Source organism: Curtobacterium sp. RIT-PI-V (genome assembly GCF_025642935.1).
GTDB lineage: Bacteria > Actinomycetota > Actinomycetes > Actinomycetales > Microbacteriaceae > Curtobacterium.
In genome coordinates this window covers 124388-132440 of the sequence record NZ_JANZKM010000006.1, presented here as the reverse complement: position 1 = coordinate 132440, position 8053 = coordinate 124388, and the positions used below count along the sequence as shown (strand labels likewise).

At 73.5% G+C, this 8053-nt stretch carries 8 protein-coding genes and 1 tRNA gene; 2 read left to right on the top strand and 7 right to left on the bottom strand.

Going from position 1 to position 8053, the window contains the following annotated elements; all coding sequences use genetic code 11:
• Nucleotides 1–19 precede the first annotated feature (19 nt).
• The 3 genes from OGL88_RS06535 to OGL88_RS06525 all read right to left on the bottom strand — a co-directional run bounded on the left by OGL88_RS06535 (nt 20) and on the right by OGL88_RS06525 (nt 2302).
• Nucleotides 20–101, bottom strand: a tRNA-Leu gene (locus OGL88_RS06535).
• 12 nt (nt 102–113) lie between these two features.
• A complete protein-coding gene (locus OGL88_RS06530; protein WP_263090674.1) occupies nt 114–1622 on the bottom strand; it encodes a HAMP domain-containing sensor histidine kinase in 1509 nt (502 codons plus the stop codon).
• Nucleotides 1619–2302 carry a response regulator gene (locus tag OGL88_RS06525; protein ID WP_263090673.1) on the bottom strand — a complete coding sequence of 228 codons (684 nt, stop codon included), beginning with the start codon at nt 2300–2302 and terminating at the stop codon, nt 1619–1621. The genes OGL88_RS06530 and OGL88_RS06525 overlap by 4 nt, the downstream gene beginning before the upstream one ends.
• A 144-nt stretch (nt 2303–2446) precedes the next feature.
• Between OGL88_RS06525 and OGL88_RS06520 the strand changes: the two genes are divergently transcribed.
• A complete protein-coding gene (locus OGL88_RS06520) occupies nt 2447–2947 on the top strand; it encodes a hypothetical protein (RefSeq protein WP_263090672.1) in 501 nt (166 codons plus the stop codon).
• A gap of 79 nt (nt 2948–3026) precedes the next feature.
• Here the strand turns inward: OGL88_RS06520 and OGL88_RS06515 are convergent, their stop codons facing one another.
• From OGL88_RS06515 to exaC, 3 genes are read right to left on the bottom strand one after another with little or no spacing between them, the layout of a single operon-like run.
• Complete coding sequence (locus tag OGL88_RS06515) at nt 3027–4205, bottom strand: GAF domain-containing protein (protein ID WP_263090671.1); 1179 nt, start codon at nt 4203–4205, stop codon at nt 3027–3029.
• Between the two features lie 52 nt (nt 4206–4257).
• Nucleotides 4258–4656 (bottom strand): DUF779 domain-containing protein, encoded by a 399-nt coding sequence (locus OGL88_RS06510; protein ID WP_111083940.1) that lies wholly within the window; start codon nt 4654–4656, stop codon nt 4258–4260.
• A complete protein-coding gene (gene exaC / locus OGL88_RS06505; protein ID WP_123294335.1) occupies nt 4656–6197 on the bottom strand; it encodes an acetaldehyde dehydrogenase ExaC in 1542 nt (513 codons plus the stop codon). The genes OGL88_RS06510 and exaC overlap by 1 nt, the downstream gene beginning before the upstream one ends.
• A gap of 183 nt (nt 6198–6380) precedes the next feature.
• On the opposite strand from exaC, the gene OGL88_RS06500 reads away from it, so the two are divergent.
• Nucleotides 6381–6920 (top strand): HdeD family acid-resistance protein, encoded by a 540-nt coding sequence (locus OGL88_RS06500; protein ID WP_263090667.1) that lies wholly within the window; start codon nt 6381–6383, stop codon nt 6918–6920.
• A gap of 3 nt (nt 6921–6923) precedes the next feature.
• On the opposite strand, the gene OGL88_RS06495 is transcribed toward OGL88_RS06500, so the two are convergent.
• Entirely contained in the window at nt 6924–8018 is a 1095-nt protein-coding gene (locus OGL88_RS06495) for a VIT1/CCC1 transporter family protein (protein WP_263090666.1), read from the bottom strand.
• Nucleotides 8019–8053 lie beyond the last annotated feature (35 nt).

Here is an 8053-nt window from a genome sequence, read left to right as displayed (position 1 = left end):
ACGCCGTGAGCCTGCCTTGTACGAGTGGCGGGACTTGAACCCGCACGCCGTGAGGCAGAGCATTTTGAGTGCCCCGTGTCTGCCGATTCCACCACACTCGCGAGGCCTCCAGGCTAGCAGGACCCCCGCCCCTCGACCGCCGCCGGCAACCGCAGCTCGAACACCGCACCGCCGAGCACGTCGCCCTCGCCGCCTTCGCGGTCGTCGGCGTGCTGCAGGGACCCGCCGTGCGCCTCGGCGATGCCGCGTGCGATCGGCAGTCCCAGTCCGGCCCCGCCGGAACGGGCGTCGCGAGCGGCCTCGAGCCGGACGAGTCGGTCGAACACCCGCGCGCGGTCCTGGGCCGGGATGCCCGGACCGTCGTCCTCCACCCGGACCACGGGGCCCGCTCCCCGGTCGTCGAGGGAGACGACGATCCGGCCCGCGGGTCCGGCAGCGCGGGCGGCGTTGTCGACGAGGTTGCCGACGACCTGGGCGAGCCGCTCGGCGTCGACGTCGGCGCACACGGGCCGCTCGGGCACCACGACCTCGAGCGCGACGGACGGCAGCCGCAACCGCAGCCGATCGCCCTCCGCCACGAGGAAGGCGCCGAGGTCCACCGGTCGTCGGTCGAGTTCGATCCCGCGGTCGAGCCGGGCCATCGTGAGCATGTCCTCGATGAGCCGTGCGGCTCGGTCGGCCTGGCGGACGACGTGCACGGCGAGCACCTCACGCGTGGCGACGTCGCCGCCACCGTCGCGCACGAGGGTGTCGGCCGCTGCCCGGACCCCGGCCACCGGCGTCCGCAGCTCGTGCGCTGCGTCGGAGAGGAACGAGCGGACCCGTGCCTCCGCGGCGACGGCCTCGCGCTCCGCGCCCTCGACGGCATCGAGCATCTCGTCCAGGGCGACGGCGACGCGGCCGATCTCGGTGTCCTGCCGCGAGGGCCGGAGGCGCCGTCCGCGATCGCCGCCCGCGATCGACCGCGCGGTCGTCGCCATCTCGTCGAGCGGCCGCAGGGATCGCCGGACGACGAGCACCACCCCGAGGACGGCGACACCGAGGAACGCCGCGGAGGCACCGCCCATCACCCAGCCGAGCTGCACCAGGGTGTCCTGCACGTCGCGGGTCCCGGCGGTCAGGGTGATGCGCGTGCCGTCGTCGAGTCGGCTCACGAGGGTGAGCACCCCGTCGTCCTCGCGCGCGGACGACGACGTGACCGTGGCGCCGTCCTCGGTGGTCGTGGGCGTCGCCGCGGCCGTGGGCGTCGTCCCGCCGACGAGCCCGCTGCCCCGCGGCACCGTCGCCGGCAGGCCGCCCGGTTCCGGCGGGCCCGTCCGCAGCTGGTCCGGCGTCGGACCAGCCTCGACGGCCCCGCCGTCCGGCCTCACGATGCGCACCGACAGGCCCTGCGCGGAGAGCCGGTCGGCGAGGTCCTCGGCGTCGACGGTCCCGACGAGTGCGGCAGCGGCAGATGCGCGGTCGCGGAGCCGGTCCTCGGCCTGGGCGCGTAATCGGATGCCGAGCAGCACCTCGACGGCGACCGCCAGTCCGGCGAGCAGCACGGCGAGCAGGACCACGATCGCGACGACGGTGCGGAGCCGCAACGAGGTCGTGCGGAGCGGGCCGCTGTCGGCCGTCACGCTGCCGTCCGCTCGTCGCTCAGCCGGTACCCGATGCCGCGGACGGTGTGCACGAGCCGCGGCCCGTGTGCCTCCATCTTCCGTCGGAGGGCGCTGAGGTGGACCTCGACGACGTTCGCCGCGACGTCGTCGTAGCCCCACACCTGCGTCGTGATCTGCCCCTTCGACACGGTGCGGCCGCGGCTCTCGGCGAGGAACCGCAGCAGGCGGAACTCGGTCGCGGTGAGGTCGAGCAGGACCCCGGCACGCCGAGCGGTGGCGGCGTCCGGGTCGAGGACGAGGTCGCCGACCTCGACGACCGACGGGATCCGCCCGCGCCGCCGGAGCACCGCCGTCACGCGCGCCACCAGCTCGGCCATCGCGAACGGCTTCACCACGTAGTCGTCGGCGCCCTCGGCGAACCCGCGCAACCGCTCGTCGAGCTCGTCCCGCGCGGTCATCATCACGACGGCGGCGTCCGATGTGGAGTGCACCCGGCCGGCGAGCACGATGCCGCTCGGCCCGGGCAGCATCCAGTCCAGCAGGACGAGGTCGGGCGCGGCGCGGCGGAGGTCCTCGACGAGGTCGCGTCCGTCGGACGCCTCGGCGACGGTGAAGCCCTCGGCACGCAGGGTCGTCGCGACGGAGGTCCGGATGGAGTCGTCGTCGTCGACGACCAGGATTCGAGCGGGAACAGGCACGGCGGACACCGTAGGGCGCTCCGGCGGCCACCGAGCATGGAGGACGCTGGAGAACCCCTGTGCTTCAGGCATGCTTCAGATTCGGACTCGAGCGTCGTCTCCAGCCGCGCACCCGGATCCGCCCGGACACGGAACGGATCCCCCATGCTCGACGAACGAGACGACTCGACCACCACGGCCACCCCGCGACGCGGTGCCCTCCTGCGACGGGTCGGCATCGGCACGGCCGCGGCCGCGGTCCTGGTGCTCGGCGGGTTCGGCATCGCCACGGCGAACGCCGCGACGACCACCCCGGCGCCGAGCACGCCGACGGGCGCGCCGAGCGGAGCACCGAGCGGAGCACCGACCGGCGCGACCACACCGGCCCCTGTTCCGTCGGACGGCGACACCGCGACGGTGCCCGCACCGCCCGAGGGTGGCCCCGCGACGGCGCCCGGCTGCACTGCGCTGCCGAAGGCCGGCGGTCCCGCGACGATGCCCGCGCCGCCGAAGGGCGACGAGGGGAAGGCACCCACCCCACCGAAGGACGGCACGAAGCCCACCGCACCCACTCCGCCGAAGGACCGTGCGGAGGGCACGGGCGCGTCGTCCACCCCGCCGGTGCCCGACGCGACCACCACGCCGGCGCCGACCTCCGGTTCCTGATCACCAGGCCGGGAGGCGCGCGCCGTCGGCGGTCCCGACCGCGCGGGGCGTGCCTCCAGGCCGGGTCGTCCCGACCGACTCAGGGACCCTCGAGCGCCTCGATCGCCGCCACGAGACCAGCCCGTCGCGGCGACCGCCGCGGCAGGACCGCGAGCAGCGCGCGGAGCACGCGCGCGTCCGCCGCCCCGTCCGGCGTCCGCGCCCACGCGAGCAGCGCCTCGACGCTGCCGTCGGCGACGACCGACTCACGGAACCGACCGCGCACCAGGTCGCGCACGGCGTCCACCCCCGGCGCAGCCGACCCCGGCAGGACGGGTCCGGTGTAGCGGTCGACGGCCTGGAGGCGCGCCCCGCGGTCGAGCGCGGACAGCACGGTGTCGACGTCGGTCGCCATCCCGGTCACCCGGTACGGTCGCGACGTCACGGTCACGCCCGACGCGTGCTCCGCGAGGACCCGTCGGAGCCGCACCACCTCGGCGCGCAGCGTCACGACGGCGCCGGCGTCGCCGTACACGGCGTGCGCGAGGTCGGCGGCCGCCAACCCGTCGGGGTGGGCGGCGAGGACGACCAGGAGCTCGGAGTGGCGCGCGGACAGGTGGACCCGGCGGTCGTGGACGCGCAGGACGGCGGTGTCGGTGCCGAGGACCGACAGCTCTGCGACGAGCGCGCGCGGCGTCGACGCGGCGGACCCCGGCACCCGGCTCGCGGCCAGGGCGAGCTGCGCTTCGGCAGCGGCGACCGTGGCCGCGAGCAGTGAGAGGGTGTGCCGTTCGACGGCCCGGTCGTCACCCGTCAGGTCGAGCACACCGACGGTGGTCCCGTGGGCATCGTGCACGGGCACGGCGGTGCACGACCACGGCTTGACGGCGTTGGCGTAGTGCTCGTCCGAGCGGATCTGCACCGGCCGGTCGAGCCGCAGGGCGGTACCGGGCGCGCTCGTGCCGACGCGGTCCTCGGCCCAGTCGGCCCCGGGGACGAAGCCCATGTCCTCGGCAGCACGTCGGGCCGTCCGCGCGCCGTCGACCCACACCAACCGACCGGAGGCGTCGCCGACGGCCAGGACGCATCCGGCGGACCGGGTGTCGTCGAGCAGCAGGTGCCGGACGACGGGCAGCAGGGTGGCGAGGGGACCGTCCCGGCGAGCGGCGTCGAGCTCGTCGTCTCCGAGCGCCAGCGCGGGGAGCCCGTCCGGGTCGACCGCCGCAGACCGCCGCCAGGACGCGGCGACGAGCGGGCGGAGCCGGTCGGGTGCGCGCATGCGTCCTCCGATCGGCCCCACCCGCCGCACCGTCGCGACGAGTACGGCCAGCCTACGTCCGGTGCGCGACCGGGACCAGGCCGAGATCGGCCAGCTCGGCGTCGTCGAACATCCGCGACCGGGTCAGGAACCGCTTGCCCTCGGGGCTCTCGACCGAGAACCCACCACCGCGACCGTCGACGACGTCGATCGTGAGGTGCGTGTACTTCCAGTACTCGAACTGCGACACCGACATGTACACCTCGACGGGGTCGATGCCGTCGACCTCGAGTGCCCCCAACAGCACGTCGCCGGAGCCGGTCCGGAACATGCCGACGGGGTAGCACATCGGGCTCGACCCGTCGCAGCAGCCGCCCGACTGGTGGAACATCAGCGGGCCGTGCCGGGCGGCGAGGGTGCGCAGGAGCTCCCCCGCCGCCGGCGTGACCGCCACGCGTGCGGTGTCGGGCATCAGAAGAAGCCCATCGGACCGTCGGCGTAGGACACGAGCAGGTTCTTCGTCTGCTGGTAGTGGTCGAGCATCATCTTGTGGTTCTCGCGCCCGATGCCGGACTGCTTGTACCCACCGAACGCCGCACCGGCCGGGTACTGGTGGTACGTGTTCGACCACACGCGTCCGGCCTGGATGTCACGGCCGGCGCGGTACAGCGTCGTGGCCTCGCGACTCCACACACCGGCACCGAGTCCGTAGAGGGTGTCGTTGGCCGTGGCGATCGCGTCGTCGTAGCCGCTGAAGGACGTCAGCGCGAGGACGGGACCGAAGATCTCCTCCTGGAAGATCCGCATCGAGTTGACGCCCTCGAACACCGTCGGCGTGACGTAGTACCCGCCGGAGAGCTCCCCGCCGAGGTCCGCGCGCTCGCCACCCGTGAGCAGCTTCGCGCCCTCCTGCTTGCCGATGTCGATGTAGCTCAGGATCTTCTCGAGCTGGTCGTTGGACGCCTGGGCGCCGATCATCGTGGACAGGTCGAGCGGGTGGCCCTGCTTGACGGCGCGCACCCGGTCGAGGCCGTCGGCGACGAACCCGTCGTAGATCTCCTTCGCCACGAGCGCCCGGGACGGACACGTGCAGACCTCGCCCTGGTTGAGGTTGAAGAAGGTGAAGCCCTCGAGCGCCTTGTCGTAGAACGAGTCCTTCTCGGCGGCGACGTCGGGGAAGAACACGTTCGGGCTCTTGCCGCCGAGCTCGAGCGTCACCGGGATGAGGCTCTGCGAGGCGTACTGCATGATCAGCCGACCGGTGGTGGTCTCGCCGGTGAACGCGATCTTCCGGATGTCCGGGTGCTGCGCAAGGGGTGCGCCGACCTCGATGCCGAAGCCGTTGACGACGTTGAGCACGCCGGCGGGCAGGAGGTCGCGGATGAGCTCGACGAGCACGTGGATGGACGCCGGGGTCTGCTCGGCGGGCTTCAGCACGACGCAGTTTCCCGCCGCCAGGGCTGGCGCCAGCTTCCACACGGCCATCAGGATCGGGAAGTTCCAGGGGATGATCTGTCCGACCACGCCGAGCGGTTCGTGGAAGTGGTAGGCCACGGTGTCGTGGTCGATCTCGCCGGCCGAGCCCTCCTGCGCGCGGATCGCTCCGGCGAAGTACCGGAAGTGGTCGATCGCGAGCGGGATGTCGGCGCCGAGGGTCTCGCGGATCGGCTTGCCGTTCTCCCACGTCTCGGCGACGGCGAGCATCTCGAGGTGCTCCTCCATGCGGTCGGCGATCTTGTTGAGGATGACCGCGCGCTCGGCGGCGCTCGTCCGCCCCCAGGTCGGGAACGCCTTCCAGCCCGCCGCCACCGCACGGTCGACGTCGGTGGAGTCACCGCGTGCGACCTCGGTGAAGACCTTGCCGGTGACGGGGGTGGGGTTCTCGAAGTACTGCCCGCTCGCCGACGGGACGTACTCGCCGCCGATGAAGTGGTCGTACCGCGATCGGTACTGCACGAGGGAGCCCGGTTCGCCGGGTGCGGCGTAGCTGGTGGGCGATGGTGCGATGGTCATGGTGGTGGCCTTTCGACGACGCTGTCGGGGCACGCACGGTTCGCGTGCTGCTCGCACCGTACGGCCGCGGGGGTTGCATCCGGTTGCACGGGCTCACGCCCGCTCGGGTCCGAGGACCGCACGGACTCGCCGTCGGCCGGGTAGCGTTCGGGACTCCAGCGGGTCCGATCGGGAGGAGTGTCCGTGGATTCTCGTGCCGTCCGCACGTTCCGGGTGTTCGTCGTCGTCACGGCGGTCGTCGCGATCGCCCTGGGGATCGTCGCCATCGTGTGGCCCCGGCCGTCGCTCGTCCTCGTGGCGCTGCTGTTCGGCGTGTACCTCGTCGTCGCCGGCGCCCTGCGGGTCGTGGCTGCGGCGCGCGGGCACGGGACGCCGACGGTGTGGCGGTGGACCTCCGGGATCGTCGGCGCGATCGTCGCGGTCGCCGGACTCGTCGCGCTGCTCGACCCGGCGATCCCCCTGGTCGTCTACGCCGTGCTCGCCGGGGTCGGCTTCGTGATCGAGGGCATCGTGTCGATCGTCGGCGGCTTCGTCGGCCACCCCGGGTCGTCCCGGGTGCCGACCCTGGTGAGCGGCGTCCTGTCGATCCTCGGCGGCGTCGTCGTGCTCGTCGCACCCGGCCTCGCGCTCACCGTGTTCATGGTCTTCGCCGGCATCGCCCTCATCGTCGTCGGCGCCGCGGCCCTGCTGCTCCTGCCGCCACGAGCCGCCGTCCGACGGTAGGCGTCAGGCGGCCCCGGTGCCGAACAGCAGCCCGAGCGCGTAGGTCACGACCGCTGCGCCGAAGCCGATCGCCAGCTGCCGGAACGCCCGCTTGCCCGGCGACGCCCCGCTCAGCACGCCGACGACCGCACCGGTGCCGAGCAGGGCGAGGCCGACGAGCGTGCCGGCGACCGCGATCGCCGCCCACCCCTGCATGCTGAACAGGAACGGCACGACCGGGATGATCGCTCCCGACGCGAAGAACAGGAAGCTCGACACCGCGGCACTCAGGCCGTTTCCCACCGCCTCGTGGTCGTCGGTGACGGTGACCGGACCGGTCGACGGGTGTCGCTCACCGATGCCGGACAGCACCTGCGCCGCGTGCTCGGTCGCCTCGGCCTCGGACATCCCGCGGGCGCGGTACACCAGGGCCAGCTCGTTCGCGTCGACGTCGAGGTCCGCCACGGCGCGTCCTGCCTCGGGGTGCGGTGCGGAGGCCTCGAGCAGTTCGCGCTGCGACCGGACGGAGACGTACTCCCCCGCACCCATCGACAGGGCGCCGGCGAGCAGGCCCGCGATGCCGCTCAGCAGCACGAAGTGCCGGTCGGCACCCGACGCGCTGATGCCGATGATGAGGGCCAGGTTCGACACGAGTCCGTCGTTGGCGCCGAAGACCGCCGCGCGGAACGTGCCGGACAAGCGCATCCGACCACGGTTCGCGAGCCCGCGCACCACCTCGCCGTGGATGCGCTCGTCGGCCGCCATGCTCGCCGTCGCATCGTCGTCGTCGGCGTACGGCGAGCGGTCCTCGGCCCGCTGCATCAACGCGAGGACGAACACCGACCCGAAGCGCTTCGCCAGCGTCGCGAGGACCCGCGTGCGCAGGCTGCCCCGCTGCGGACGCCCGACGTCGTCACCGAGCAGGTCGAGCCAGTGCTGCTCGTGCCGCCCCTCGGCCTCGGCCAGCGCGGCCAGGATCTCGCGTTCCTCACCGGACCGCCGAGCGGCCAGGTTGCGGTACACCGCGCCCTCGGCGCGTTCGTCGGCCAGGTAACGGCGCCAGCGGCGGACGTCGGCGCGCGGCGCCGGGTGTTCGGTCGGGAGGCTCACAGCAGCCATCCTGCCGCCTGCGGCCGGTCGGTGGTCGCCACCAG

Coding starts and splice junctions, on each gene's coding strand:
- OGL88_RS06520 (WP_263090672.1), top strand. CDS start 2,447: ATGCTCGACGAACGAGACGACTCGACCACCACGGCCACCCCGCGACGC.
- OGL88_RS06515 (WP_263090671.1), bottom strand. CDS start 4,205: ATGCGCGCACCCGACCGGCTCCGCCCGCTCGTCGCCGCGTCCTGGCGG.
- OGL88_RS06510 (WP_111083940.1), bottom strand. CDS start 4,656: ATGCCCGACACCGCACGCGTGGCGGTCACGCCGGCGGCGGGGGAGCTC.
- exaC (WP_123294335.1), bottom strand. CDS start 6,197: ATGACCATCGCACCATCGCCCACCAGCTACGCCGCACCCGGCGAACCG.
- OGL88_RS06495 (WP_263090666.1), bottom strand. CDS start 8,018: ATGGCTGCTGTGAGCCTCCCGACCGAACACCCGGCGCCGCGCGCCGAC.